This is a genomic window from Microbacterium arabinogalactanolyticum (assembly GCF_030268005.1).
In the GTDB taxonomy this organism is placed as follows: Bacteria; Actinomycetota; Actinomycetes; order Actinomycetales; family Microbacteriaceae; genus Microbacterium; species Microbacterium arabinogalactanolyticum.
On sequence record NZ_BRZC01000004.1, the window covers coordinates 241,118 to 265,489 of the forward strand.

30 protein-coding genes and 1 pseudogene are annotated in these 24,372 nt (G+C 68.2%); 12 read left to right on the forward strand and 19 right to left on the reverse strand.

Translation table 11 applies throughout. The features are described from left to right. Nucleotides 1–283 precede the first annotated feature (283 nt). Together MIAR_RS05545 and MIAR_RS05550 are read left to right on the forward strand one after the other, a co-directional pair. Nucleotides 284–535 carry a hypothetical protein gene (locus MIAR_RS05545; RefSeq protein ID WP_285632494.1) on the forward strand — a complete coding sequence of 84 codons (252 nt, stop codon included), beginning with the start codon at nucleotides 284–286 and terminating at the stop codon, nucleotides 533–535. A 269-nt stretch (nucleotides 536–804) separates the two neighbouring features. Beyond that, the gene (locus MIAR_RS05550) at nucleotides 805–1,929 is read left to right on the forward strand and encodes a phage major capsid protein (protein ID WP_285632497.1); all 1,125 of its coding nucleotides are present in this window, start codon (nucleotides 805–807) and stop codon (nucleotides 1,927–1,929) included. A gap of 88 nt (nucleotides 1,930–2,017) precedes the next feature. On the opposite strand, the gene MIAR_RS05555 is transcribed toward MIAR_RS05550, so the two are convergent. Continuing rightward, nucleotides 2,018–2,611 carry a hypothetical protein gene (locus MIAR_RS05555; RefSeq protein ID WP_285632500.1) on the reverse strand — a complete coding sequence of 198 codons (594 nt, stop codon included), beginning with the start codon at nucleotides 2,609–2,611 and terminating at the stop codon, nucleotides 2,018–2,020. Nucleotides 2,612–2,793: 182 nt separating this feature from the next. Here MIAR_RS05555 and MIAR_RS05560 point away from each other — a divergent pair, with 182 nt between their 5' ends. The 6 genes from MIAR_RS05560 to MIAR_RS05585 all read left to right on the forward strand — a co-directional run bounded on the left by MIAR_RS05560 (nucleotide 2,794) and on the right by MIAR_RS05585 (nucleotide 5,189). Next, nucleotides 2,794–3,129, forward strand: a complete 336-nt coding sequence (locus tag MIAR_RS05560) for a hypothetical protein (RefSeq protein WP_285632503.1) — start codon at nucleotides 2,794–2,796, stop codon at nucleotides 3,127–3,129. Then, the gene (locus MIAR_RS05565) at nucleotides 3,126–3,416 is read left to right on the forward strand and encodes a hypothetical protein (RefSeq protein WP_285632506.1); all 291 of its coding nucleotides are present in this window, start codon (nucleotides 3,126–3,128) and stop codon (nucleotides 3,414–3,416) included. Before MIAR_RS05560 ends, MIAR_RS05565 begins: the two co-directional genes overlap by 4 nt. A 568-nt stretch (nucleotides 3,417–3,984) precedes the next feature. After that, entirely contained in the window at nucleotides 3,985–4,227 is a 243-nt protein-coding gene (locus tag MIAR_RS05570; protein WP_285632509.1) for a hypothetical protein, read from the forward strand. Continuing rightward, a complete protein-coding gene (locus MIAR_RS05575; protein WP_285632512.1) occupies nucleotides 4,224–4,733 on the forward strand; it encodes an NUMOD4 domain-containing protein in 510 nt (169 codons plus the stop codon). Before MIAR_RS05570 ends, MIAR_RS05575 begins: the two co-directional genes overlap by 4 nt. Next, nucleotides 4,730–4,867, forward strand: a complete 138-nt coding sequence (locus tag MIAR_RS05580; protein ID WP_285632515.1) for a hypothetical protein — start codon at nucleotides 4,730–4,732, stop codon at nucleotides 4,865–4,867. The genes MIAR_RS05575 and MIAR_RS05580 overlap by 4 nt, the downstream gene beginning before the upstream one ends. Nucleotides 4,868–4,871: 4 nt before the next feature. Then, nucleotides 4,872–5,189 carry a DUF7169 domain-containing protein gene (locus MIAR_RS05585; RefSeq protein ID WP_285632518.1) on the forward strand — a complete coding sequence of 106 codons (318 nt, stop codon included), beginning with the start codon at nucleotides 4,872–4,874 and terminating at the stop codon, nucleotides 5,187–5,189. 98 nt (nucleotides 5,190–5,287) lie between these two features. Here the strand turns inward: MIAR_RS05585 and MIAR_RS05590 are convergent, their stop codons facing one another. The 11 genes and pseudogenes from MIAR_RS05590 to MIAR_RS05640 form a co-directional block, all read right to left on the reverse strand. Then, complete coding sequence (locus tag MIAR_RS05590; protein ID WP_285632521.1) at nucleotides 5,288–6,094, reverse strand: flotillin family protein; 807 nt, start codon at nucleotides 6,092–6,094, stop codon at nucleotides 5,288–5,290. A 69-nt stretch (nucleotides 6,095–6,163) separates the two neighbouring features. Next, nucleotides 6,164–6,412 carry a hypothetical protein gene (locus tag MIAR_RS05595; protein ID WP_285632523.1) on the reverse strand — a complete coding sequence of 83 codons (249 nt, stop codon included), beginning with the start codon at nucleotides 6,410–6,412 and terminating at the stop codon, nucleotides 6,164–6,166. A gap of 277 nt (nucleotides 6,413–6,689) precedes the next feature. Beyond that, entirely contained in the window at nucleotides 6,690–6,902 is a 213-nt protein-coding gene (locus tag MIAR_RS05600; protein WP_285632526.1) for a hypothetical protein, read from the reverse strand. A gap of 124 nt (nucleotides 6,903–7,026) precedes the next feature. Then, nucleotides 7,027–8,571 (reverse strand): recombinase family protein, encoded by a 1,545-nt coding sequence (locus MIAR_RS05605; protein ID WP_285632529.1) that lies wholly within the window; start codon nucleotides 8,569–8,571, stop codon nucleotides 7,027–7,029. A gap of 29 nt (nucleotides 8,572–8,600) precedes the next feature. Next, nucleotides 8,601–9,524 (reverse strand): annotated as a pseudogene (locus MIAR_RS05610) (ATP-binding protein); the annotation flags it as partial. Further along, nucleotides 9,521–9,883 carry a YraN family protein gene (locus tag MIAR_RS05615; protein ID WP_285632575.1) on the reverse strand — a complete coding sequence of 121 codons (363 nt, stop codon included), beginning with the start codon at nucleotides 9,881–9,883 and terminating at the stop codon, nucleotides 9,521–9,523. The gene MIAR_RS05615 and the pseudogene MIAR_RS05610, both read right to left, overlap by 4 nt. A gap of 97 nt (nucleotides 9,884–9,980) precedes the next feature. After that, on the reverse strand, nucleotides 9,981–10,307 hold the full coding sequence (locus MIAR_RS05620) for a DUF2469 family protein (RefSeq protein WP_285632578.1): 327 nt from the start codon (nucleotides 10,305–10,307) through the stop codon (nucleotides 9,981–9,983). A gap of 29 nt (nucleotides 10,308–10,336) precedes the next feature. After that, a complete protein-coding gene (rnhB, locus tag MIAR_RS05625) occupies nucleotides 10,337–11,002 on the reverse strand; it encodes a ribonuclease HII (RefSeq protein WP_285632581.1) in 666 nt (221 codons plus the stop codon). After that, entirely contained in the window at nucleotides 10,999–11,733 is a 735-nt protein-coding gene (gene lepB / locus MIAR_RS05630) for a signal peptidase I (protein WP_285632584.1), read from the reverse strand. The genes rnhB and lepB overlap by 4 nt, the downstream gene beginning before the upstream one ends. A gap of 120 nt (nucleotides 11,734–11,853) precedes the next feature. Next, a complete protein-coding gene (rplS, locus tag MIAR_RS05635; protein ID WP_285632587.1) occupies nucleotides 11,854–12,201 on the reverse strand; it encodes a 50S ribosomal protein L19 in 348 nt (115 codons plus the stop codon). 170 nt (nucleotides 12,202–12,371) lie between these two features. Beyond that, a complete protein-coding gene (locus MIAR_RS05640; RefSeq protein WP_285632591.1) occupies nucleotides 12,372–12,860 on the reverse strand; it encodes an MFS transporter permease in 489 nt (162 codons plus the stop codon). Nucleotides 12,861–12,964: 104 nt separating this feature from the next. Between MIAR_RS05640 and map the strand changes: the two genes are divergently transcribed. Continuing rightward, nucleotides 12,965–13,747, forward strand: a complete 783-nt coding sequence (map, locus tag MIAR_RS05645; RefSeq protein WP_285632594.1) for a type I methionyl aminopeptidase — start codon at nucleotides 12,965–12,967, stop codon at nucleotides 13,745–13,747. Nucleotides 13,748–13,750: 3 nt separating this feature from the next. Here map and MIAR_RS05650 read toward each other — a convergent pair whose 3' ends face one another. From MIAR_RS05650 to rpsP, 5 genes are read right to left on the reverse strand one after another with little or no spacing between them, the layout of a single operon-like run. Then, nucleotides 13,751–14,488, reverse strand: coding sequence for a class I SAM-dependent methyltransferase (locus MIAR_RS05650; protein WP_285632597.1), 738 nt, complete (start codon nucleotides 14,486–14,488; stop codon nucleotides 13,751–13,753). A gap of 23 nt (nucleotides 14,489–14,511) precedes the next feature. Then, a complete protein-coding gene (gene trmD, locus MIAR_RS05655; protein WP_285632600.1) occupies nucleotides 14,512–15,225 on the reverse strand; it encodes a tRNA (guanosine(37)-N1)-methyltransferase TrmD in 714 nt (237 codons plus the stop codon). A gap of 7 nt (nucleotides 15,226–15,232) precedes the next feature. Beyond that, nucleotides 15,233–15,817 carry a ribosome maturation factor RimM gene (gene rimM / locus MIAR_RS05660; protein WP_285632603.1) on the reverse strand — a complete coding sequence of 195 codons (585 nt, stop codon included), beginning with the start codon at nucleotides 15,815–15,817 and terminating at the stop codon, nucleotides 15,233–15,235. Between the two features lies 1 nt (nucleotide 15,818). Further along, nucleotides 15,819–16,049 (reverse strand): RNA-binding protein, encoded by a 231-nt coding sequence (locus tag MIAR_RS05665; protein ID WP_071644715.1) that lies wholly within the window; start codon nucleotides 16,047–16,049, stop codon nucleotides 15,819–15,821. Nucleotides 16,050–16,055: 6 nt separating this feature from the next. Further along, nucleotides 16,056–16,481, reverse strand: a complete 426-nt coding sequence (rpsP, locus tag MIAR_RS05670; RefSeq protein ID WP_285632614.1) for a 30S ribosomal protein S16 — start codon at nucleotides 16,479–16,481, stop codon at nucleotides 16,056–16,058. 206 nt (nucleotides 16,482–16,687) lie between these two features. Between rpsP and MIAR_RS05675 the strand changes: the two genes are divergently transcribed. Continuing rightward, nucleotides 16,688–17,836, forward strand: coding sequence for a glutamate--cysteine ligase (locus MIAR_RS05675; RefSeq protein WP_285632617.1), 1,149 nt, complete (start codon nucleotides 16,688–16,690; stop codon nucleotides 17,834–17,836). Nucleotides 17,837–17,856: 20 nt separating this feature from the next. Here the strand turns inward: MIAR_RS05675 and MIAR_RS05680 are convergent, their stop codons facing one another. Next, on the reverse strand, nucleotides 17,857–18,795 hold the full coding sequence (locus tag MIAR_RS05680) for a sugar-binding transcriptional regulator (protein ID WP_285632619.1): 939 nt from the start codon (nucleotides 18,793–18,795) through the stop codon (nucleotides 17,857–17,859). 130 nt (nucleotides 18,796–18,925) lie between these two features. On the opposite strand from MIAR_RS05680, the gene MIAR_RS05685 reads away from it, so the two are divergent. Together MIAR_RS05685 and glpK are read left to right on the forward strand one after the other, a co-directional pair. Next, nucleotides 18,926–20,638, forward strand: a complete 1,713-nt coding sequence (locus tag MIAR_RS05685) for a glycerol-3-phosphate dehydrogenase/oxidase (protein WP_285632623.1) — start codon at nucleotides 18,926–18,928, stop codon at nucleotides 20,636–20,638. Between the two features lie 50 nt (nucleotides 20,639–20,688). Next, nucleotides 20,689–22,203: a glycerol kinase GlpK gene (glpK, locus tag MIAR_RS05690; RefSeq protein ID WP_285632626.1), complete on the forward strand. Its 1,515-nt coding sequence runs from the start codon at nucleotides 20,689–20,691 to the stop codon at nucleotides 22,201–22,203. 45 nt (nucleotides 22,204–22,248) lie between these two features. On the opposite strand, the gene MIAR_RS05695 is transcribed toward glpK, so the two are convergent. Beyond that, nucleotides 22,249–24,354: an endo-beta-N-acetylglucosaminidase gene (locus MIAR_RS05695; RefSeq protein ID WP_285632629.1), complete on the reverse strand. Its 2,106-nt coding sequence runs from the start codon at nucleotides 24,352–24,354 to the stop codon at nucleotides 22,249–22,251. Nucleotides 24,355–24,372 lie beyond the last annotated feature (18 nt).

Below are 24,372 nucleotides of genomic sequence, written 5' to 3' on the forward strand. Positions count from 1 at the left end.
ACCCGCGGCGATTCCCATGGGTTCCACGGGACTACCTAACCCGAGGCCCCAGACGCCGCCTGCTACCCGCCCCCAACGTGGTATATACAGGTAGAGCGGCGGAAAGGGCGCGAACGCGACCCCCGCCCAGCCCACCACCCCCGCCCTGTACGCAGGACGTGGTATATACATATGGACGGGCGGGAACGGCGCAAACGCGACCACCTGCCCCACACACTCCAAGCCCTCGGCTGCCACTCGGCACCGGGGGCTTTCGCATGCCCCCGACCCCGCAGGAGCCGCCTTGCCGCGCAGGAACCGCCGCCGCCCTTCCAACGACCCCGCCAACTTCTCCCGTCTCCTCCAGGAGCTCCGCGATGAGTTCGCCCGCTCGCATGGCCGTCTCACCGACGCCGAGCGCCTGAACCGGCGCGAACGGCGCAAGCAGGCCGCTCTCGCCCGTGAGGCCGAAGTGCGCCGGCTTGAGCAGCTGCGCCAGTCGGACCAGCCCCTCGACTTCGAGGATGCCAAGAACCTGCTCGCCGCCTACCTCTAGGCCGCGAGCCCCACAGACCACCCGCGCATGCGGGTTCCGCGAGTGAAGCGGTCACGCCGACGGGCACCGATCGAACCACCCGCACACTCCGCCGCGATCGCGGACGCCGAGGGCCAGGAGGCCAGAGCGTCCGAGCCCGGTCACCGGTTAGCCGGCCCGCCAGCCTCAGTCCAGGAGGACACGCAATGGGGTCCGCGAAGGTCAGCGTCGGGCAGGCGACTACTGCGCCAGATACGGCGCGTCAGTCTCCCTACCCATTGGAGAATCACATGGACATTTCCGTCCTCAAGGCCGAGCTCTCGGCCATTCAGCTGAAGGCCTCGGCCCTCGGCGACAAGATCAAGGCCAACACGATCACCGACGGCGAGTCGGCTGAACTCGAGTCGATGGCAGACCGTGCCGTCGCTCTGAAGGCGCAGATCACCCACCTGGAGAAGAACCCGAGCGGTTCCCCTCTCGGTGACACTGCCGGCGACTATGGCTGGGACGAGGGCCTGAACGGCCAGAAGCCCACCGGCACCCCTGCCGGCGAGAAGGGCTTCATCACCCCAGCCTCCGTCAAGCGCATGGCTGCCGCTCAGGTCGCTCAGATCGAGGCCAAGGGTCTCGTCGCGAACGGCTCGAACGTCATCCCGGTCGAGTTCGACAAGACGCCGCAGGTCCTCGCGACCCCCGGCGCCAACCTCGGCATCCTGGACGTCCTCGCGGTCAAGACCCGCGGGTCGTCTAAGTACACGTACGTCCGGCAGAGTGTGCGGACGAACAACGCCGCGGTCGTCCCGGCTGGCTCGCTCAAGCCCACTTCGGTCTTCACGGTCGAAGAGGTCGAGGGCGAGCTCGACGTCGTCGCTCACATGAGCGAGTACGTCGGGACCTACCTCCTGAAGGACAACGATGCGCTCGAGTCCTTCCTGGTGTCGGAGCTCCGCGCGGGCATCCTCGCCAAAGTCGCTGAGCTGGCCGTCGCCGAGTTCGCCTCAGTCACCGGCTCGCAGACGCAGGCCTTCGTGGACAACGCGATGGACTCGATCTACCTGGCAGCCTCGAAGGCTGCGGCTCTGGGCTACAACCCGGATGTCGTGCTCCTGCCGCGTGCAACGTTCGACGCGATCATGCTGGCCAAGGACGCGGACGGTAACTACCTGTACCGCAAGTCCGAGGACAGCCGCATCAACGGCCTGCACCCGGTCATCATCGAGGGCGCGGCCGACCAGGCCATCGTGCTCGACAGCTCGAAGGTCGGCATCTCGGTCGACAAGCAGGGTGTCGAGACCAAGTGGGACTCGATCAGCCGCTTCGAGTACAACGAGCTCCGCGCTCTGGTCGAAGGCCGCTTCGCGATCGACGTCTTCGCCGCTCCGGCGATCGTCGTCGTGGAGACCGCGGGCGAGTAACGCGCTCCCTCCGCTGAGTAGGTCACTCAGCCGGGTCGGCACCTCTCACCGGGTGCCGACCCACTCGGTACACCGCGAACGTGCGCGGCTAGGCACCCAGCCCCATGCGTATCAACAGCCATCCAGCGGTTACCGCTGCGGCGGTAGCGATGACGTACGCCGCCAGGTGTGGTCCCACCCACGCACGGAACATCTTCCACCGTTTCATCGGACTGTGATTGATCTGAATCTCAGGAACGTTGCCACTGCGCTCGTCCTCATCGACCGAGATCTGCATCGACCCCATCTTGAGTTCGACACCGCGCTCCTTTGCACGGGCAAGAACGGTGCGCATCGCGTCTTCAGTCTTGGCATAGCTGACCCCCGCGTACGCCGATACTTCGACAGCCTGATCACGCTCGTCAAACATGTACCCGCGTACGTCCCAATGGAGTCCCGGCAGAATGTAGTCCCAACCGATCGCAGGGTACTCGAGGTCATACTGAGCACGGATCACGGCAAGCTCACGCAGGGACTCACGCCTCCACCGACGCGGGCCGCTGGACATCTCAATCCCTTGCTGAAGCGGCGCACCGCCCGGTTGCACGTGTTCGACGCATTCAATGAGTATCCGGATGGCCTCCCACGCTTGGCTCTCGTCGGTGTACTTCGCCTGCGCATTAACGCTGTAGCTCTCAGCCACCCGTCCTCCATCTGTTCTCGCCAAAGCCTATCGACCCGCACGCCCTGGGGTAGGCGGGGCGAATCCTGCCGGCGACCACTCGCAGGCTCAACTACCGGCAACTTCTTTTGTGTCCCCTTGAAAACGACCACACCCCTGGACTGTTTCGACCCCGTTTTCGCCGCGCCCCTAGGAGGCACCCGATGGCACTTCGCATCGTCAACACCGCTCGCCTGGACGAGCTCGAACACTACGTCCGCCGCATCGAGGCCGAGAGAGACGACCTGAAGGCTCAGCTTGCCCGCGCTGACGCCCAGTTCACTGACCTCCAGCAGCAGCTCTGGGACGCCAAGCGTCCGGTCCCGACCGAGCTGGCTGCCGTAACCACCGAACTCCGTGCCTTCGTCCCCACGCTCCCGCAGGCTCAAGGCTTCCATCTGCTCCAGTCGGCGACCGACGCCAAGGCCTACGCCCAGGCCGTCCACCTGCTCATGCAGCACGCGCGGCTGGTCGGCTACGAGGAAGGCCACACCCGATGACCGCCAAGCTCTCCGCTCGCGACTCGCTAGAAGCGATGATCGCTGACAGCCCGACGCTCCAGGCCACCCGTGCCGGCGCCGTCGTCACGCTCGCGCGCCTCCTGGCCGAGCAGGTGGACGCCTCCACCGGCGGCCCGAGCACACGCCTCGCCGCGTCCTACCTCTCGATCCTCAAGGACCTGCGCCGCTTCGCATCCGAGGACCGCAGCGCCCCGAAGAAGGCCAGCCGTCTCGCTCTCATCAAGCAGCAGGCCGCCGACACCGCCAAGGAGTCCGCCCATGGCTAACATCCGCTTCGAACGCCCCTGCTCCGTATGCGGCGTGGTCAAGTCGCTGGCCGACTTCCCGCGAAACCGCTCCAGGGTCGACGGCCACGCCGCCGACTGCAAGGACTGTTCTGCCCGGCGACTCCGCGAGTACCGCGCGACCCCGCGAGGCCAGGTAGCCACGCGCGAGTCCCGTCGCCGGAGCGCCGAGCGCGCCGCCCAAGCCTACGACGAAGCCGTCGCCAAGCTGTCCCCAGCCGAGCAGGAAGCTCTCGGCTGGACTGGTCCGCGCTACGCGGCACCAACTCCATGAGTCCCACTGGACTCTCCACGATCTGAGCCTCCAGGCTCACCCAGCACGGCACGATAACGACGTGCTGCCCGCGCCTTGAGCCCACTACCTCGTCTGGCGCGCCCTATACCAGCCCCCTGGGGCGACTGTCGGAGTAGTGGCCGGCGGTCGCTCTGGGGGGCTTTTCTCATTGGAGCCACTACCCATGTTCGACCTTGAATACGCCCTCGGCCGCATCGAATCCACCATCGACCGCCTGATCCTCTCCACCATCCCGACCACCGCGCAGGAGCTGTCATGACCGCCTACCCCGAGCCCACCGCGGCTGATCGTCGCGCCTGGTACTTCAAGAAGCAGGACGACCGGCGCCGCGCTGCATACCGCAACTCGCTCCCGCAGGGCATCACGCGCCTTCACGCCCTCCTGGACGACGCCCCGTCCCCCTGGCACGCCGAGGTGATCCGCGCCCGCATCGAGCAGGTCCGCGAGCAGAACCGCGCGAAGAACCGCCGTCGCCGTCGCGCCCGGAGCCAGTCATGACCGCCGCGGAGAACCTGGCGCGCGCTGAAGTGGCCGCTCGCCGCATCGCTGAGCGGCTGGAAGTCTGGCTGCCGATCGTTGGCTACGAAGGCCTCTACGAGGTCTCAAGTCAGGGCCGCGTCCGCAACCCGCTCACAGGGCGCATCCTCAGGCCAGGCAGGCACAGTCCTCAGGGACACATGCGCGTCGCACTCTATCGGGACGGCGAATCGAAGGCGCTCGCCGTATCACGTCTTGTTGCCCAGGCCTTTGTCCCCAACCCGGAGGGCTACCCGCTGGTACGGCACCTCGATGGGCACCCGTCGAACAATCACATTCAGAACTTGGCGTGGGGCGACGCGGCCATGAACTTCGCGGACGCCGTTCGTCACGGCACCCTCTATCGTGCCGCCCACGGCACTCGCTCTAGGTACACCAGCGGTAAGTGCCGGTGCGACCGGTGCCTAACGGCGAACCGTGAGTATCAGCGCACTCGCGCAAAGAGGGAGACGGGAGTCACAGGATGACCGATAAGCCCGCCGCCCCCCAGCCCGTCTCACAGTTCGACGACCCCGGCATCGAGCGCACCGACAAGCCGAGCATCTGGCAAGATTCGCCCGATCTGCCGTCCACCCTGACCCCACCGAAGCCCTGGAGGTAACCCGATGACGACCGCCACCACCGACACCCTGCCCGCCGTCCTGGAGCAGACCGGAGCCGCGTTCCTGCGCCTTCACATGCTGACCGCTGACGTTGCGGAGGCACAGTGGCAGCCCTCGCGCCACCCCGTCTCCAAGGAAGATACCGGCATCCGCAGCAAGGGCCTAACCCACGATCCCGTCGCGCACACGGTGCTCGACACAGGTCGTCAGCGCCTCCGTGCAGCAGTCCAGGAGGCTGAGTCAGCGATGGCTAACGCTCTCCGCGTCATGCAGGGGGCTGACGAGCGCCTTTCCGCGGCCTTGAACACCCAAAGGCCATAGCCCCTCAGGAGTCTCAGAATCTGAGCGCCCCCACTGGGGCACCCGATAGTCATTCTGCGAGACCACAGGACGATCTGGTCAACCTGGACAGGGCCTCTCTAGAGGATGACAGCCTTGCGAGGCTCCTTGTCGATCCAGGCCTCACCGACCTGCCATTCGCCGTGGGCGTCCCGGTAGCGGATGGTGAACCGCACACCGAACAGGCGCCCGTTGCGCTTGCGCTCGCCCCTGAACTTGTTGGCGCCGACAGAAGGTCCCGGCCACTGCGTGTCGCCGACGAACTCGAAGTCTCCAAGCTCTGCCGCGATCGAGACGTCGCTAAGCTCGACGCCAGACTGCGTGTTGTTGAGTACAAACACGTCGCCGTCAAGCGGGATGACGCGCCACACTGGCCGCAGCAACGGGGTAGCTTCGCGCTCTTCCTTCATCAGTTGCAGAGCCTGCTGGCGCCCCTCAGCCCGCGCGCTCGCCACCGCCGCGTTTAGTTCTTTCGCGTGCTGCTTCGCAGCCTGGCTCACTTGATGCTCCGCGAACGACTGCGCCGCCTCGATCTTGGCTTGCGCGTCTTTCCAGGCCGCGTCAGCTGCACCTTGTAGCCGTTCGATGCGCTCCACAACCAGCGTGCTGTCCTCACGGACGGGCCGAACGTCGAGAGCATCCCACACGGCCGTGAGTTGAGCAGTGCGCTTGTCTCGGTCCTCTTCGGCCTTGGCAACAGCCTTGGTGGCGTTAGCCTGCCGCTTGGTCGTCGTGATCCGCAGGGTGCCGACCCACCGGATGCCGTGCCAGACCGGCGCCCAGAATCGCTCACGCGCGACCTTGCTGAAGCCACTAAGAATCAGCCCAGCACTCACCGCCACCAGCACGGGCAGCCAGTAGTCCTTAAGCCAGTCGACAGCAGTCACACTCTGAGAATATCGCCGGACACGACGAAGCCCCCGAGGGTGGCTCTCGGGGGCTATCGACGTGTCGCACTACTTCTGCTTGGCTTCCAGTTCCGCGAGGCGCGCAGCCATCGCCTCCAGTTCAGCCTTCTTCTTCGCGCGGGACTTCCGACTCGCCTCGACGGCCTGCTCGCGCTTGTAGAGCGCCTTGATCGCCCGTGCCTGCTCGATGAGCCCGTCCACGCTTTCCAGGTAGGCGGCCACGTCATCCTGCTCGACGTGCCCGGCCTCCAGCTCCGCGCTGAGTGCGTTGGCCGCTGCCGTGATGTTCTTGCTCATGGTGGTGTCCTCCGTAGGTGGTTGGCTTGATGATTCGATCGTGTCGTGTCCGCGGTGGCGCAGGAGCCCCGTGCACTGGACTCCCGCCGCCTCCCGAACTACGCGACCCCGAAGGCCGCGTCCACCCGCGCGAGCCGAACTGCCGGGTCTGGGTCCCACGCGATCCACCGCCCCAGCCTCAGCCCGTACAGGCCTGGAATGATCGCCGGCTGCCCCACGCCACCGGCTGCGCGGTGGCCGACCTCAGCCGACCTCCGCGCCTCACCGTAGTCCCTGCTCAAGCCGCCACCGCCACGCGCCGCCCGAGCTCTTCGAGAACTCCGATCAGCGGCTCGCGCATCATGTAGAGCGTGTCCTCCGCGATGAAAGCGTCCGGGTCCCGGCGCATCTCGGCGAACGTCAGGAGCGCGCGTGCATAGCCCTCTTCCTGCTCCAGCAGCTCACCAGTGGTCATCTCCGCGAACGCGGGTGCCAGGTTCTGAGTGTCCATATTGTATCTCCTTCACTTGCGACACCCCGTCGGTGTCGTTGATAGGAGCTTAGCGTCATGTTCTACTATGACGGCATACGTGCGCGTGACGTCGTTGAAAACACTGACGTCAGCCTCCGAACTCTCAGCCAACACTCAGGTAGTCGTCGTCCACGGGGTGCTCGATCCAGACGAAGTCCACTCGATCCTCTGGCTTGCTGGCCGCGCCCGTACCGACCGCAGGCGACACGACGATGCTGTCGAGCATGTCCCCCAGGATGAACTGCCGCTCAGGGATGCCGCCCTCTTCCCATGCCTCGCTGAGCGTGCGCCCCGTCGCCTCCCGCACCTTGATCACTCGCGCCGGCTGACTGAGCAGACGTGCCCTGGTTGCCTTCAGCTCATCGAGCCGCGGAATCAGTTCTGCGTAGTTGGCCCCATCCCGCCCCAACGCCACCTGAACATCGGCGATCGCCTGCGCCACGCTGTCGAGCTCGCCGGCGTCGATCGGCCCCTCGATCCGCTCGGTGACCCTGTACTCATTGAGTCCGCCGATCATCCCGAGGATGACGCCCTCCACGTAGTCCTCGATGATGCGGCGGCTGATCGCCACACCGCCGCATGTCTGACCGGGAATGGCCTTGTTGCTGCACCGGAACGCATCCACGGGCCGGTTCTTCCGTGAGTTGGCGTAGAGCACACTCCCACACTTGGAGCAGTACAACAGGCCGCTGAGCCAACTGGCCGCCTTGCGTGGCTGGTTCGGCCCGCGCTTCTTGAACCGCTCCTGCACCTGGGCCCACAGCCCTGCATCCACCACGGGCTCCCACCGCTGAATCGGGATGCCTTGCGCATCCGCGACGGCGTGGTACTCGATGATCGGTGACCCGTCCGACCGCTTGCCGACTTCTACCTTCTGCGTCGTCCGTCCCAGCAGCGTCGGCGACTGGAGCAGCTTGCGCACGGTGGTAATGCGCCACATCCCGCCGGCAAGCCCCTCCGTCGGCGCGCCCTTCTGCCGAGCCCGCCTCAGCGCTGACATCGTCGTCGGCACGCCATCGTCATTCAGCATCCGCGTCAGGTCGGTGAGCTTGTCCCCGCGCACGAAACCCTCCAGCAGCCTGCGGGCATAGCCGGCCTCGTACGGGTCGACCACGAGGACCTTGCCACCAGCGCCAGAACGAGCCACAGCGCGATAGCCGAAGGGTGGAGACCCACCAAGCCACCGCATCTGTTCTGGGTCCGTCTGGCTGAGCACGTAGCTCCGCATCGATCTGATGCGGTCCCTGGTGCCCTCGGCCTCCATGCGCGCGACCTCAGCGATGACGGCTGCCAGGATGCCGAAGGCGGGCATGTCCGACCTCAGCCCCTCCTTGTGGAACACGAGCAGTGCGTCTGGCCTGTCCTGGAGCACGCCAACGAGCTTTGCCACAGCCGTCAGGCCCATGCGCGACCACCTCGACAATTCCCAGCTGACCAGGACGTCGGCGCGTCCGTCCGCGATCATGGCCAGAGCTTCCTCCGCCCTCTCGCGCTCCTTGGTGCCAGTCAGCCCGTCGTCCCTGAGCACGGCGACCACGACCCAGCCCTCACGCTCGGCCAGCTTCCGGAGCTCCTTCTCCTGCCGCGCCAGGCTGACAGACTCGTCCGTGCTGCGGGAGACTCGAAGGTAGAGCACGCATCTCTTCATGTGCCCATTATGCGCCTTTAGGTGTCCCTCGATTCATCCAGGAACAGCACGCCGCGGTGGGCGCGGACGATGGCGCCGGGCCGTGCCACGCGCGTGCCCCCGCCCACGAGCGCCGCCGGGGACGCGCTGTGGTGCGGCGCGACGAACGGGACAACCGGATCGAGATGCGTGATCGGCTCCCCCGCCAGCGAGCGAATCGCCGCGACCTCCAGCGCCTCCTCCTCCCGCAGCAGGGGCAGAATGCCGGGCAGCCGCCGGGCGAGCATGGTCTTGCCCGCGCCAGGGGGCCCGCTGAGCATGAGGTGATGGCCGCCGGCGGCGGCGGTGACGAGCGCATCGACCGCCTCGTCCTGCCCGATCACGTCGGCGAGATCCAGACGGTCCGCATCGGCCGGCGCGGACACCGGCATCTCGACGGCGTCGACGTCGGGCACCTCCACCTCGGCTCCATGCATCGCCGCCACCTCAGCCAGGGAGGCCGCGGCCCGCACCTCGATGTCGGGGACGAGTGCGGCTTCGGCGGCGTTGGCGTGCGGCACGACGACGCGACCGAAGCCCGCGCGCGCCGCCGCGTACACCGACGGCAGCACTCCGGGAACCGGGCGCAACCGGCCGTCCAGGCCCAGCTCGCTGATGTGCACGGTCGAGCGGATCGCCTCGGCGGGAAGCGCACCGCCGGCTGCCGCGGTGGCGACAGCGATGCTGAGATCGAAGCCCGAGCCGTGCTTCGGCAGGCTGGCCGGTGACAGATTCACCGTGAGCCGGCGTCGCGGCACGTCGAGTCCGGCATTGCTCGAGGCATTGCGCACCCGCTGGACCGCCTCGCCGAGCGCCTTGTCCGGCAGCCCGATGATCCGGAACTCGGGCGTCTGCGCGGTGAAGTCGGCCTCGACCTCGACCATGTGCCCGTCCACGCCCGTCAGGGCGACGGCCCAGGTGCGTGCCGTGCTCACAGGATGTCCACGAGGTGCTCGAGCCGGGCGGTCGAGGCATCCGCTCCGACCAGGCCGATGGCCTCCAGGCGGATCTCGCGACGTCGTGCGGCATCCGGATGCGCGGCGGCCCACGCGAACGCCAGCCGCCACAGCCGTCGCCGCTTGCGCTCGTCGATCGCGTCGAACGGATGCCCGTAGAGCTCGGATCGGCGGGTCTTCACCTCGACGATGCACAGCTGGTCGTCACGGAACGCGACGATGTCGATCTCGCCCTGCTCACACCGCCAGTTGCGGTCGAGGATGGCGTACCCCCGTGAGCGGAGGTGCTGCGTCGCGCGCTCTTCTCCCGCGCGCCCGAGTTCGTCTTTCGCTGCCATGACGACAGCCTGACGGGGCGCGCCGACGCCGAGCGCAGCGGATCACGGCATCTGTGAAGAGCCCGTCCGCGTCAGCGGAATGTGGAAACCAGTGGGCTCACTTGCCGTCGAGCGAGAGCTCGTCCGGCAGCTCGAACTCGCGGCGCTGCAGCTCCTCGACGTTGACGTCCTTGAACGTCAGCACCCGTACAGCCTTCACGAAGCGGTCGGCGCGGTAGATGTCCCACACCCACACGTCGGTCATCGAGATCTCGAAGTAGAAGTCGTTCTCGGTGTCGCGACGTACGACGTTCACCTCGTTGGCGAGGTAGAAGCGCCGCTCGGTCTCCACGACGTACTGGAACTGCGCGACGACGTCACGGTACTCGCGGAACAGCGCGAGCTCGAGCTCGCGGTCGTAGTCGTCGAAGGCATCCTCATCCATGATGCTTCCATCCTAGGAGAGAGTGCGCGTCAGAAGAGCGTCGGGGCGTCGGCGATCGCCCACGACGACCTGTGCAGCGGCGACAGGCCCTGGTCCCGGATCGCGGCGCGGTGCTCGGGGCTCGCGTAGCCCTTGTTGCGGTCCCACTGGTAGGCGGGATGCTCGGGATGCAGATCCGTCATCAGCGCGTCCCTGGCGACCTTCGCGATCACGGATGCCGCCGAGACCGATGCGCAGTCGCGATCGCCCTTCACGATGGTGCGCACGGTCAGCCGCGCCGGGTGCACCCGGGAGACGTAGTCGTGGTTCCCGTCGAGGATCACCAGGGCGCGCTCCAGGGCAGCGCCCTGGTCGACGACGCCCTGCACCGCGCGCGAGGCGGCCAGCCCCAGGGCGCGCATGATCCCGACCTCGTCGATCTCGGAGGCGCTCGCCCACCCCACGGCGGAGGCCTGCACCCACTCGGCGGCGCGCGATGCCATGCCGGGCCGTCGCCTCTCGGTGATCAGCTTGGAGTCGCGCAGCCCCTCGGGAACGCGCCGGCGGGCGCCTGCGGCATCCATCACCGCCGCGCCGACCGCGACGGGACCCGCCAGCGCTCCGCGCCCGACCTCGTCGAGCGCGATGATCAGATCGAACTCCTCCTCGCGCAGCAGCCGGCGCTCCAGCCGCAGGGTGGGCGCGACGACGGTCACTTCTTCGGCTCCGGGATCGAGCGGAACACCTCATCGTGGGTGTCGATGAGGCCGAAGCGGTCCAGCGGCCACGTCGTCAGGAACGCGCGGCCCACGACGTCGCCGAGCGGCACGAACCCGCCACCGGGAAGATCCTGGTGGGCACGGGAGTCCTGCGAGCGGTCGCGGTTGTCGCCCATCACCCACAGCGAGTTCGCCGGCACGGTGACGTCGAAGTCGACGTCGGATGCCGCGGTGTCGCCCCCGGGGAGGTTGAGGTAGGAGAGCTCGTCGATCGGCGAGCCGTTGATCGTGATCTGGCCGAGGGCGTTGCAGCACACCACATGATCGCCCGGGAGGCCGATGACGCGCTTGACGAGGTGGTCCTGCGCGTCGGTGGTCGACAGGCCCACGAAGGTGAGCACCCAGTCCGCCGCCTCGACGAGGAACGGGCGCGCCGGCGTCTGCGGGGCCGGCGGGAGCCATCCACCCGGGTCCTTGAACACCACCACGTCACCGTGGTCGTAGCCGCTCCAGCGCGGGGTCAGCTCGTCAACCAGGATCCGGTCGTTGATCAGCAGCGTGCGCTCCATCGACCCGGAGGGGATGTAGAACGAGCGCACCACGAAGGTCTTGACGACGAACGACACCAGCGCCGCGATGATGATGATCACGAGCACGTCGCGAAGGAAGACCCAGGGTCCTCGCCGCCGCGTCGGCTTCTCCGCGGATTCGGCGGCGTCGGATGTCATATGGACTCTCTTCGTCTGATTCGCCGCACGACGGCGGCATCTACAAGGTTCGCACACGGACGTGCAGACGACAGAACCCCGAGACGGGAGTGTCTCGGGGTTCTGCGGAAGAGCTGCGCGTCAGTTGTCGCGCTTCTCCTTGATCTTCGCCTTCTTGCCGCGCAGGTTGCGCAGGTAGTACAGCTTGGCGCGACGCACGTCACCGCGGGTGACGACCTCGATGTGGTCGATCACCGGCGAGTGCACCGGGAAGGTGCGCTCCACGCCCACCTGGAAGCTGATCTTGCGAACGGTGAACGTCTCGCGCACACCATCGCCCTGGCGGCCGATGACGACGCCCTGGAAGACCTGGATACGCGAGCGCGAACCCTCGGTGATGTTCACGTGCACCTTGACGGTGTCACCGGGGTGGAAGACAGGGATGTCGGAACGGAGCGAAGCCGCGTCGACGGCGTCGAGGATCTGCATGATCGTCTCTCTCTGCACTCGCCACAGGTCGGATGCATGATTCAAAGGAATAAGAACGGGTGTGTGCCGAGCGGCGCGCGAGGCGTCCGCGGGTTCCCCTGAGGCAGAACCGGTTCACGGCACAAACATCTATTCTGCCATGAACCGGAGCCCGCTCAAAACCGGCCGACTCAGTCCTTCGTGCGGCTCTCCTCGATCACGATCACGTCAGGGGCGGGCTGGGATGCCAAGTCGTCGACGCGCGGTGCGGTGCTCCAGCTGACGGTCTCGCGGATGCGGATGCCCGTTCCCCTCGCCTCGTTCCAGAGCTGCCAGAGCTGCAGCCAGAACAGCGCGATCGCAGCCAGGATCGCCCCGGTCAGGAGCCACCCGAAGCCGCCGTCCACGAACAGGCCGACGGCGATGGTGAGCACGTGCCAGACGGTGAAGCCGGCGACATCCCACCAGGACACCGCACGCTCGGCTCGCACCGAGGGACGCGAGCGGGTGAGCAGCGTGAGGATCAGCTGCCCGACGAAGACCGTCGGCATCGCCATCAGCAGCACCCACAGCAGACTCCATGCGTTCTGGCCGAAGATCGCCCAGCCCACGAAGAGCCACAGCGGCAGGAGGAAGGCCGCCGGCACGAGCCAGCGGAAGAACGCCTCACGCAACCACATGCTCCGATCGTACGCACCCGCCGACATCCAGCGGCAGGTGTTCGCTGTGAGCTTGCTGCGTCCGCGGATCGGGGAGAATGGAAGCTGACGAGAGGATCCTTCCCATGATCGAACTGCGCACACCTGCCGAGATCGACGAGATGCGCGCCGCCGGCCGCTTCGTCGCGGAGACCCTGGCGACCCTGCGCGCGGAGACGAAGGTGGGCACCAACCTGCTGGCCATCGACCGTCACGCACACGATCTGATCCGCAAGGCCGGAGCCGAGTCCTGCTACATCGACTACGCCCCCTCGTTCGGCAACGGCCCGTTCGGCAAGGTCATCTGCACGTCGATCAACGACGCCGTGCTGCACGGACTCCCCCACGACTACACGCTGCGCGACGGCGACCTCGTGTCGCTGGACTTCGCCGTGTCCGTCGACGGCTGGGTGGCGGACTCCGCCGTGTCGTTCGTGGTGGGGACGCCGCGAGACGAGGACCTTCGCCTGATCGACACCACCGAGCGCGCGCTGGACGCCGCGATCGCCGCGGCGGTGGTCGGCAACCGGATCGGCGACATCTCGGCCGCGATCGCCGAGGTCTCGCACGGCGAGGGCTATTCGATCAACACGGAGTTCGGCGGACACGGCGTCGGCCGCATCATGCACGGCGATCCGCACGTTCCCAACGACGGGCGCGCAGGCCGCGGGTTCCCCCTCCGCGAGGGCCTGGTCTTCGCCCTGGAGCCGTGGCTGCTCGCCACCACGGATGAGCTGCGGACGGATGCCGACGGCTGGACCCTGCGCAGCGCGGACGGCTCGCGCGGCTCGCACTCCGAGCACACCGTCGCGGTGACCAAGGACGGCCCGATCGTCCTCACCGACCGGTCGTTCCTCGGCGTCGACTGACGCTCAGCTCGCGCGGTAGACGTACACGTCGGTGATCTGCGGCAGGTCGAAGGCGTCGCACCCGGCCGTGTCGGGGTCGTCGTCGAGGATGCGCTCGAGTTCGGCGACCATGCTCGCGCGGTCATCGTCGGATGCTGCGAGGAACGAGCTGACGGTCAGCCACCGGGAGATGTAGTCGGCCCTCGTGATCCGCTCCTGCCACGGCACCTGCACGAACCGCGGCTCGTCGAAGCCGGGGAGCGTCGCAGTGACCGCATCGTCGGCCTTCAGCCCGTCGGTCAGGCCGGGATGCGCGACGCGGGTGCACGCGCGGTCCCAGGCGCACCCCGGGTCCGAGTGGTTCCACAGCAGTCCCAGCGTGCCGCCGGGAATGAGCACACGACGGATCTCGGCGCACGCCGGTTCACGATCGAACCAGTGGAACGCCTGCGCGACCGTGACGACGTCGACCGAGGAATCGGATGCCGGGATCGACTCGGCAGCGCCGACGTGCGTCTCGACCTCGGGCAGCTTTGCGCGCAGCACCACCAGCATCTGCTCGGACGGCTCCACGGCGACGACGCGGTCGGCCCTCGGCACGAGCAGCGCCGTGAACTTGCCGGTGCCCGCTCCCAAGTCCAGCGCTGTGCTCACGTGCACCGGGAGGACGGCATCCGCCGCCGCCTCGGGGAATCCGGGGCGGAAACGGTCGTAGTCCTCCCCCGCGTTCAGGAACGACTTCGCCAGCGTCTGATCGGCCATGCCCCCACGCTAGCGGCCGGCGCTCAGTCCCCGAGCAGATCGGGACGGCGGGCCCGGGTGCGCTCGACCTGCTGCTCGCGGCGCCAGGACGCGATGGCGCCGTGGTTGCCGCTGAGCAGGATCGGCGGCACCTCCCTGTCGCGCCACACCGACGGCTTCGTGTAAGACGCGTACTCGAGCAGGCCGTCCTCGTGCGATTCCTCGACGAGGCTCTCCGGGTTGCCCACCACTCCGGGGATGAGCCGGCCGATGGCCTCGACCATCGCCATCACGGCGACCTCTCCCCCGTTGAGCACGTAGTCGCCCAGGCTGATCAGGCGCACCTCGCCCAGCTCGGCGGCGTACTCGAAGACGCGCTCGTCGATGCCCTCGTATCGGCCGCAGCCGAAGATCAGGTGCTCACGGGTCGCCAGCTCCCGCGCCGTCGCCTGCGTGAAGACCTCGCCGGCGGGCGAGGGGAAGATGATGGTCGGGCGGCTCTTCGACGGGCTTCCGTCCGAACTCGGGGAGCCCGCCGCAAGGGAGTCCAGCGCCTCACCCCACGGCTCGGGCTTCATGACCATGCCGGCGCCGCCGCCGTAGGGGGTGTCGTCGACCGTGCGGTGCCGGTCGTGCGTCCACTCGCGCAGGTCGTGCACGGTGAGGTCCAGGATGCCCGAGTCCTGCGCCTTCCCGAGCAGGGACAGCGTCAGTCCGTCGAAGTACGACGGGAAGATCGTGACGACGTCGATGCGCATGGCGCCGTCACTCCGATGCGGTCTCGTCCGCAGCATCCGCTTCATCGGCGGCATCCGCGGCCGACGGCAGCTCCTCGAAGAGCCCGGCAGGCGGGGTGACGATGACCCGGCCGGCGGCGATGTCGACGGTCGGCACGATCGCCGAGACGAACGGGACCATGACCTCGGCGGAGTCGGTCTTCACGATCAGCAGGTCCTGCGCGGGCAGGTGCTCGACGCGCACCACGCGGCCGATGACCTGATCGTCGCGGACCACGTCGAGACCGGCGAGCTGATGCGCGTACCAGGCGTCATCCTCGACCTCGTCATCCTCATCCATCCAGAGGATGGCCTTGACGAGGGATTCCGCAGCCGTGCGGTCCTCGACGCCTTCGAGGAAGACCACGGAGCTGCCGTTCATGACGCGGTAGTCGCGGATCGTGATCGTCTTGCCGTGCCAGGCGGATGCCTCCGGCACCTGCAGCGTGAACTCGGCGCCCGGGACGAAACGGCGCTCCGGGTTGTCGGTGTAGAGCTCGAGCTTCAACGCGCCCTTGAGGCCGTGCGCCTTGAGCAGGCGGCCGACGCGGAGCTGGTTCTTGTCGGTTGCCACGTCAGTCGTCCGCGACGTCGACGCGGACGCGACGTCCGTCGGCGAGGGCGGAGATGAGCGTGCGCAGCGCCTTGGCGGTGCGGCCGCCGCGCCCGATCACGCGACCACGGTCATCCGGGTGCACGTGCACCTCGAGGAGGTCGCCCCGGGGCGACGCGGATGCGGTGATGCGGACATCGTCCGGGTGATCGACGATCCCCTTGACGACGTGTTCGAGCGCGGCGGCGAGCACAGCGGATTACTCTGCGTCGGCGGCGGGAGCCTCAGCGGCCTCCGCGTCAGCGGCGGGAGCCTCGACGGGCTCGGCCTTCTTCTCGGCCTTGGGCTTGATGACCGACTTCTTCGACGAGTCGGCCTCGAAGGCGCCCTTGGCCTCGGCGACCTGAACGGTGGACTTGGCGTTCTTGTCGCCCTTGAACTTGCCCCAGTCGCCGGTGAGCTTCAGCAGCGCGGTGACCTGCTCGGTCGGCTGGGCGCCGACGGAGAGCCAGTACTGCGCACGCTCGGAGTCGACCTCGATGAACGAGGGCTGCTCGGTGGGGTGGTACTTGCCGATCTCCTCGATCACGCGACCGTCGCGCTTGGTGCGCGAGTCGGCGACGACGATGCGGTAGTAGGGGGCGCGGATCTTACCGAAGCGCTTGAGACGGATCTTGACAGCCACGATTCTCCTGAATGGTGTGAAAGGAAGATGAACGACGCCTGGAGAGTGGGGTGCACAACCCGGCGGAAGCTCTGAAGGGGGAACGGATGCTGGATAGAGGGTCGAGCAGCCGTCCGACCCTCTATTCTGCCAGATCCTCCCGCGGACCGCGAAACCGGGCGACACGGCGTGTGCGGTGGGCCCGGGCCGCGTGTCAGACTGTGCGCGTGCCGATCGAATTCGCGCCCTCAGCCCGCTCCACGGTCGGTCTGGAATGGGAGATCATGCTGGCCGATCCCGCCACCGGGGACCTGGTCGGGCGCGCGCCCGAGCTGCTGGCCCAGTTGGAGGCGCAGAGCGCGGCGGAGCGCCACACGGTCACCGGCGAGCTCCTCACGAACACCATCGAGGTCACCAGCGGCGTCGGTGCGACGGTCAAGGATGCCGTCGCCGACATCGCCGCCGCGATCAGTGCGGTGCGGGGCGCGACCGATCCGGCGGGGATCGAGCTGCTCTCGGCGGGCAGTCACCCGTTCGCGCAGTGGTTCAATCAGCGCGTCACCGAGAAGACCCGCTACCACCAGCTCATCGAGCGCACGCAGTGGTGGGGCCGGAACATGATGATCTGGGGCATCCACGTGCACGTCGGCGTGGAGGACCGCAGCAAGGTGCTGCCCATCGTCGGCGCGCTGTCCGCGTTCCTCCCCCACCTGCAGGCGCTGTCGGCATCGAGCCCCTTCTGGGCGGGCGAGCGCACCGGCTACGCCTCGAACCGGTCGCTCGTCTTCCAGCAGCTCCCGACGGCGGGCCTCCCGTGGCCGATCCGGACCTGGCAGGACTTCGAGGGCTACCTCGACGACATGGTCCGCACCGGAGTGATGCGCGATGTGTCCGAGGTGCGCTGGGACATCCGCCCGGCGCCCCGCTGGGGGACGATCGAGGTGCGCGCCTGCGACGGGATGTCGACACTCACCGAGCTCGCCTCGGTCGCCGCGCTCACCCAGACCCTGGTCGAGTTCTTCTCGCGCGAGCTCGACGAGGGCAGGGAGCTGCCGACCCTGCAGCCGTGGTTCCACCGTGAGAACAAGTGGCGCACCGCGCGCTACGGCCTGGACGCGCGGGTCATCGTGGACTCCGCGGGCTCCCAGGTGCCCGTCCGCGAGCACCTCTCCGCGGTGCTCGACGATCTGCGACCGATCGCGGACGATCTCTCCTGCACCCGCGAGCTCGACGGAGTGCGGACGATCCTGCAGAACGGCGCCAGCTACGCGCGCCAGCTCGAGGCGGCGGATGCTGCGGGCGGCGATCTGCACGAAGTCGTGCACCACCTCATCCGAGAGTTCCGCGCGGGCCCCGAGCACTCCGCAGCGGACTGAGCCTCCCGCCGGGTTCGACGTCAGTCGTCCTCGACCAGCAGCCGCGCCAGGGTCTCATCCAGCACCACGTCCGTGACGATCCCTGCAGCGATCGCCGCTCGGAGCGTGCCGACCTTCGCCGCACCGGAGACCACGCACACTCGGCGGGGCACGCGGCGCAGCCGGTCCAGTCCCAGCCCGGTGGACCTCGCGTTCAGGCGGATGTCCTTCCAGCTGCCGTCCGCGCGGAAGAACACCGTCGCCACGTCGCCGATCGCCTCGTCCTCCCGAAGGCTGCGGTAGTCGTCCCGGTTGAGGTAGCCGCCGACGTACACCCGGCTGGGCACCTCGGACTGCGGTGAGCCGAGTCCGAACACGGCGATGTCGGTCTTGGCCTGGAACGCCAGCACACGACGCGTGCTGCGCTCCCGCCACATCGCGGCTCTCGTGTCGGGGTCGTCGAAGAACGCCGGCACGGGGAACTGCTCGACCTGCGCGCCGAACGCGTGACCGAAGCGCTGCAGGATGTCGCTGGAGTACTCCAGCCCGCTGGTCTGGATGTTGCCCGCGCCGTTCAGCTGCACGATGGTCGTGCCGTGCGTCTCCTTCTGCACGAGGGCGCGGCTGACCATGGAGATCGTCGATCCCCAGGCGATGCCCACCACCATGTTCGAGTCGATGAACTGCGAGAGCAGGCGCCCGGCGGTCAGCGCCACGCGCTCCAGCCGCTCCACCTCGCTGACGATGCCCGACATCGGCACGATGTGCGCCGCGATCCGGAACCGCCGCCGCAGCTGCTCCTCGAGCTGCCCGACGCGCTCGAAGGGCGAGTTGATGCGGATGTCGACCAGCCCGGTGTCCCGCGCGTGTGCCAGGAGCCTCGACACGGAGGAGCGCGAGGTGCCCAGTTCCGACGCGATCGCGTCCATCGTCATGTCCTGCAGGTAGTAGAGCTTCGCCGCGGTGAGCGCCGCGGTCATCCTGGCATCCTGTCGTCCCTGATCCGCAGCCATCCGAACCACCTCCGGAGCCAGCTTTGCACATTCGTGCAGGACGTTTGCATGATCCTGCCAGAGGTCGGATGCTGGAGACAGGGACGAAGGGGACACCATGGTCGAGAAGACGCGAAGCACACGACGCGCGACGGAGCTGGCATCCGTGCGCGAGGCCGGACGGACCACCGTCCTGATCATCGGCGCCGGCATCAACGGCATCTCGCTGTTCCGCGATCTCGCGCTGCAGGGCGTCGACGCGGTCATCGTGGATCGAGGCGATTTCGCCGGCGGCGCATCGTCGGCGTCCAGCCACATGATCCATGGCGGCATCCGCTATCTGGAGAACGGCGAGTTCCGGCTGGTCCGCGAATCCGTGCAGGAGCGCAACGGCCTGCTGCGCATAGCACCGCACTACGTGAAGCCGCTGGAGACCACCATCCCGATCTACTCCACCTTCTCCGGCATCCTGTCCGCGCCGCTCCGCTTCCTGACTCACCGCAGCGGCAAGCCCCAGGAGCGCGGCGCCGTGCTCATCAAGCTCGGCCTGACCATCTACGACACCTTCTCCCGTGACGGCGGGTCCGTGCCGCGGCACCGCTTCCTCGGCCGCACGTCGTCACTTGCGGAACTCCCCCACCTGGATCCGCGGATCAAGTACACCGCCACCTATTACGACGCCTCGATGCATGATCCCGAGCGCCTGGCGCTCGACGTGCTGCAGGACGGCCGGTCGGCGAACCCGCGCTCGCACGCGCTGAACTACGTCGAGGCCGTCGGCCGTGACGGCGACGGCGTGGTGCTGCGCGATCGTGAGAGCGCCGAGGAGTTCACCGTCCGGGCGGACGTGATCGTGAACGCATCGGGTCCGTGGACCGACCTGACCAACGACGCCCTCGGCGACGCGACCCGGTTCATGGGCGGCACCAAGGGATCGCACATCGTGCTGGATCACCCCGAGCTGCTCGCCGCGACGCAGGGTCGCGAGATCTTCTTCGAGCACTCCGACGGCCGCATCGTGCTGATCTATCCGCTCAAGGACCGTGTGATGGTCGGCACCACCGATATCGACGCCGATCCCCGGGAGCCTGCACGCTGCACGGAGGAGGAGATCGACTACTTCTTCGACCTCATCCACCACGTCTTCCCCGCGATCGAGGTGGACCGCGAGCAGATCGTCTACCGGTTCGCCGGCATCCGCCCGCTCCCCCGTCACGAGGACACCGCGCCCGGCTTCGTCTCCCGCGACTACCGGATCGAACTCGACGAGAGCGGCCCGACGCCCATGCTCAGCCTGGTCGGCGGCAAGTGGACCACGTTCCGCGCGCTCGGCGAGCACCTCTCGAACCGCGTGCTCGAGCTGCTGGGACGGCCCCGCTCGGTGTCGACCGCCGGCCTGCCGATCGGCGGCGGGCACGGCTTCCCCCGCACCACGAGGGCTCGTGCGGCCTGGAAGCAGGCGAACCTGCCCGGAGCGGATGCCGCGCGCGGCGATGCGCTGCTCGCCCGCTACGGCACTCGTGCGGCCGAGGTCTGGTCGCACATCGAGCGGGAGGACGACCGCCCGCTGGCCGGTGGCGCGCTGTCCGTGCGCGAGCTGGAGTGGATGGTCGAGCACGAGCTCGTCGTCCGGCTCGCCGACGTCGTGCTGCGCCGATCGAACATCGCCTTCGTCGGCGACGTCACGGGTGAGCTGCTCGTCGAGCTGGCCGACGCGCTGGCGCCGCTGATGGGCTGGGACGCGGACCGCAGGGATGCGGAGGTCGAGGCGACGGTGCAGCTGCTGAACGACGCGCACGGCCTGTCGATCGCCGTCCCGGCGCGCAGCTGACCACACTGGTGAAGACGCGGATCGCCGGAGATCCGCTGAAGGAGGGCCGCATGGCCGAGTACGTTCTGTCGATCGATCAGGGCACCACCTCGAGCAGGGCGATCGTCTTCGACCGCGCCGGCCGGGTGGTGGCGTCCGGCCAGAAGGAGCACGAGCAGATCCTGCCGCGCACGGGCTGGGTGGAGCACGATCCCGCCGAGATCTGGCAGAACGTCCAGGAGGTCATCGGTCTCGCCCTCACCCGCGCGCACCTCACCAGGCACGACATCGCCGCGGTGGGGATCACGAATCAGCGCGAGACCGCCGTCGTGTGGGACCGGCACACGGGTGAGCCGGTGTACAACGCGATCGTGTGGCAGGACACCCGTACGCAGGAGATCGTCGACCGGCTCGCGGCCGACGAGGGCATCGACCGGTTCAAGCCCGTGGTCGGGCTGCCCCTGGCCACCTACTTCTCCGGCACGAAGGTCGCCTGGATCCTGGAGAACGTCGACGGCGCCCGGGAGAGGGCGGAGGCCGGCGACCTGCTGTTCGGCACCACTGACTGCTGGGTGCTGTGGAACCTCACGGGAGGAACGGACGGCGGCGTCCATGCCACGGACGTGACGAACGCCTCCCGCACGCTCTTCATGGATCTGAACACCCTGGAGTGGCGCGACGACATCCTGGAGGCCTTCGGCGTTCCCCGATCGATGATGCCGGAGATCAGATCGTCGTCCGAGGTGTACGGCCACGCGGAGAGCCGATCGCTGCTGCGCGAGGCGCCCATCGCCGGGATCCTCGGCGACCAGCAGGCGGCCACGTTCGGTCAGGCGGCGTTCCAGGCCGGCGAGAGCAAGAACACCTATGGGACCGGCTGCTTCCTGATCTTCAACACAGGCGAGCAGATCGTGCACTCGAAGAACGGCCTGCTGACGACCGTCGGTTACAAGCTCGGCGACGCGCCGGCGCACTACGCGCTGGAGGGCTCGATCGCGGTCGCCGGCTCGCTGATCCAGTGGCTGAGGGATCAGCTGGGACTGATCTCGTCCGCACCCGAGGTGGAGAAGCTCGCCGCGCAGGTGAAGGACAACGGGGGCGTGTACATCGTGCCGGCGTTCTCCGGCCTCTTCACGCCGTACTGGCGCCCGGACGCCCGTGGCGCCATCGTTGGGCTCACCCGCTTCGCGAACCGGAGCCACATCGCACGGGCGGCGCTCGAGGCGGTCGCGTTCCAGACGCGCGACGTGCTCGACGCCGTCAACGCCGATGCCGGGGTCGCGCTGAGCGAGCTGAAGGTGGACGGCGGCATGGTGGCCAACGACGCGCTGATGCAGTTCCAGGCCGACGTGCTGGGCGTCCCCGTGGTCCGCCCCGTCGTCGCGGAGACCACCGCGCTCGGCGCGGCGTACGCGGCGGGGCTAGCCGTCGGGTTCTGGAAGGACCTCGACGAGCTGGCCGCGAACTGGCAGCAGGACCGGCGCTGGGAGCCGGAGATGGATGCTGCGGAACGAGACCGTCAGCTGCGGCTGTGGCGCAAGGCCGTCACGAAGTCCATGGACTGGGTCGACGACGACGTGCGCTGAGCGTCGGCTGCGCCGCCCTCCCGAGCGGCGCAGCCGACGCGGCGATCACTGCAGCGCGGTCCTGGCGGGTGCGCTGCGGTGCGCATCGGCGCCGAACGCCACCAGGTGGAACGCGCGGCCGGCGGAGAGGTCGACCGACTCTGCGAAGAAGGCCCCGCGGTGCACGCGACCGAGCCAGGTGGCACCGGCTGTGCCCACCTGAAGCACGTCGTATCCGGCGGCATCCTGTCGCACGGTCCACTCGAACGCGAGGTGGCGGCGGCCGTCTCCGCCGTCCCCGGCGTCCTTCACGCTGAACCTGGAGGGCGTCGCCGGCCGGAGCGGCTTGCCCGCCTCTCGCAGCGACACCCGTCCGAGGCGCCCGTCGCCCGCTGTGCGCAGCGAGATCCGGGCGATGCGGCGATCGTTCACGTCCACCTCACCGCGCCACTCCGTCCAGGTCCCTCCGCCGGCGTTCTCCAGCCGGCGCCAGTCGATCGCGTCCGGCGCGTCCTTCCACGTGATCCCGATCTCGACGGATGTCAGCTGCTGGGCGCGCAGCGAGACCGCCATGGCCGCGGCGGCGGTCAGATCGGTCTTGAACAGATGGACGACGCCGTCGCCGCGCAAGCGGAGACAGTGCGCGCTGCCGAAGCTGGTGGATTCGTCCAGCGTCACGCTCAGATCGCCCTCCGTCCAGTACTGCCACGTGAGCGCGCGGTCGGCGCAGCCCATGTTGTCCCATCCGCCGGTGCGGACCTGCAGCCCGTCCAGGTGGAACGACGAGCCGACGCCCACGTTGAAGTCGGTCACGATCGGCAGTGCCCCGTAGGGCGAGCGCTCCGTGATCCAATGCGCGATCCCGTCCCACTGCCGGTAGTTCAGCGTGTCTGTCCGGTACGGCGGCTTGCGCGGTTCGAGCCGTCCTGAGGTCACCGGGTTGCCGGTGGGTCCGGACCAGAACCTCTGCTCCAGATCGCGGTAGGTGCTGCGCCCCTCCGGTGAGGAGGTCTCGCCGCGCCAGGATCCGTCCAGCCAGATCTGGGAGTCCACGAACAGCGCCACCGAGGTGGGCGCCGGCTTTCCGGGGCCTGCGACGCTGCCGAAGTCCTCCTCGGGGCGGAAGCCGCCCTTCTGGTGCTCGACGCCGGCGAATCCGACCACGCGAGGGTCGTATCCGGCGTCCCTCGCGGAGGCGGCGCTCTTGGTGAGGTCCCGATCCGCCCCGCCCGTGGTCGCCTGCCACCAGTAGTTCATGAAGATCGAGTCGTACATCGGCGCGTCCGGCGTGCCCAGCCAGCGCAGGTTGTTCTCGCTGAGGCGGTTCTCGTACGTCACGAACCCGCGGTCGAAGTCGGCGGAGTCGTAGCCCTGCAGGTAGAAGTCCGGGTCGGTGCGCTTGAGGTAGCGCAGGAAGTCCTTGAACTTCGTGATCTGCGCGGTGGTGACCGTCGCCTCCTGGTTGATGAACAGCCCGTCGAAGCCGAAGTACTTCCGGATCTCGATCAGCTTGTCCGCCACGGGGAACGACCCGTCCGCACGCTGCACGAGGAACGCGTCGAAGTCCACCGGGCGGGGCCAGAACCAGCCGCCGATCGACAGAGCTCCGTTCTTGTGCGCAGCCTCGGTCCAGCCGGGATTCGGGATGTCGATGACGCCGTAGGGACGACCGGGCACGCGCTCACCGTCGACCATCTCGATGGGCGCGGGCCCGTCGACCTGGCCGTGCCAGGTGCCCCAGATGTCGATGTACGCCCAGTACCGCTGCGTGTACACCTGCGCCTCGAGTCCGATCGCCTGGTTGTGACCCTCGTAGATGCTCCCGGCATCGTCGATCGTGAGCGTGGAGAGCTGTACGGCCGGGTCGAGGTCCGGGTGCGCCTGCGTGGCGGCGAACGGCGCGATGCGCTTCGCCCGAGGGATCAGGCACTGCAGATGCCTCCCCCACGGCGTGCTCGCGGGGTCGAAGTCGAGCAGATCGTCCGCCGTCCAGCCGAAGGTGTACGGCCCGGGTGGGGTGCCTCCCGACGCGGGCACGGGTGCCTCCTTCACGCTCGCGGCGGCGGCCCTTCCCGTAGCCGCGTTCGCGGCTGTGCTCGCGTTGCCGACGAGCAGGGCCGCCAGCCCGACGCCTCCGACGGTCAGGAACGTTCTCCGGTTGATCTCGGTCATGTGCACTCTCTCCGGTCT